Here is a 1,074-nt window from a genome sequence, read left to right on the forward strand (position 1 = left end):
TTCGGCTCGCGCGCGCTGGTGTCGTAGAGGCGGTCCGGAATGAACAAGGTGCAGATGCCGCTCAGAAAGAACACCGCGCCGACCAGGAGAAAGCTCACGCCGAACGAAAACTGCGTGGCGATATAGCCGATCATGACAGGCGCTGCACCCGAGCAGAAGCGCCCCACGTTGTATGAACCGCCGACGGCCGTGCCGCGAATGCGCGTGGCGAAGCTCTCTGACATGAACGCGCCCATCGTGCCGAGCGGCACGCCGTACAGAAAGCCGAAGAACAACATCAGCCAGACGATGTTCTCGCGCGTGTGAAGGAAGATGATGACCGGCAGAAACAGCGCCGCGCCGAGACAGCCGAGCACATACACGCCGCGCCGGCTCCACACGTCGCCGAGCCAGCCCGCGACGATCTTCCCGACGAATGCGACGACGTACGTGCCGATCATGTAGCCGGCCATCGAGCCGAAGCGCACGTGCAGTTCCTTCTCCAGATAGGTCGGCAGCCAGTTGTTCAGCCCGTAGAAACCCGACAGCGCGAACACGGAGGCGAGCGCCCAGAGGATGAACATCGTGCGCGCCTCGCGGTCGGAAAAGATCAGGTAATAGCGGTTCTCCCGCCACTTGCGACGCTCGTGCGGACGCGCCGACGCGCTCGCGCGCCAGCCAGGCGGCTCGGGCACGAACCAGTGAATCGCGAGCGCGAGCACGACCGGAATCGTCGCGACATAGAAGAGCATGCGCCAGCCGTAGTGCGGCAGGATCCAGTTGGCGAGCGAGATCACGACGATATAGCCCGCCGACACGCCCGTCTGCAGAATGCCGAGGATCAGCGAGCGCCGCTCCGTCGGCACATATTCGGCGACGAGCGTGCTCACGAGCACCATGCAGCCGATCCCGAGCGAGCTGATGAAGCGTACTGCGGCGAACTGCATGAAGCTGTGCGTGAGCCCCAGCAGGCCTGCGCCGAGCGAGAACAGCGCGAGCGCCCACACGACGACGCGCACGCGCCCGAGCGCATCACTCGCCCAGCCGCCGAGGATGCCGCCGATCGCCATGCCGACCAGCGTCAGGCTGCCGAGC

General features: G+C 65.4%; 1 protein-coding gene. It reads right to left on the bottom strand.

Annotated features, from left to right (window positions below; all coding sequences use genetic code 11):
- Positions 1-1,074: MFS transporter (locus tag AWB83_RS35625; RefSeq protein WP_143750172.1), on the bottom strand; the 1,074-nt coding region annotated here is incomplete at both ends.

This window comes from Caballeronia ptereochthonis (genome assembly GCF_001545075.1).
Lineage (GTDB): Bacteria > Pseudomonadota > Gammaproteobacteria > Burkholderiales > Burkholderiaceae > Caballeronia > Caballeronia ptereochthonis.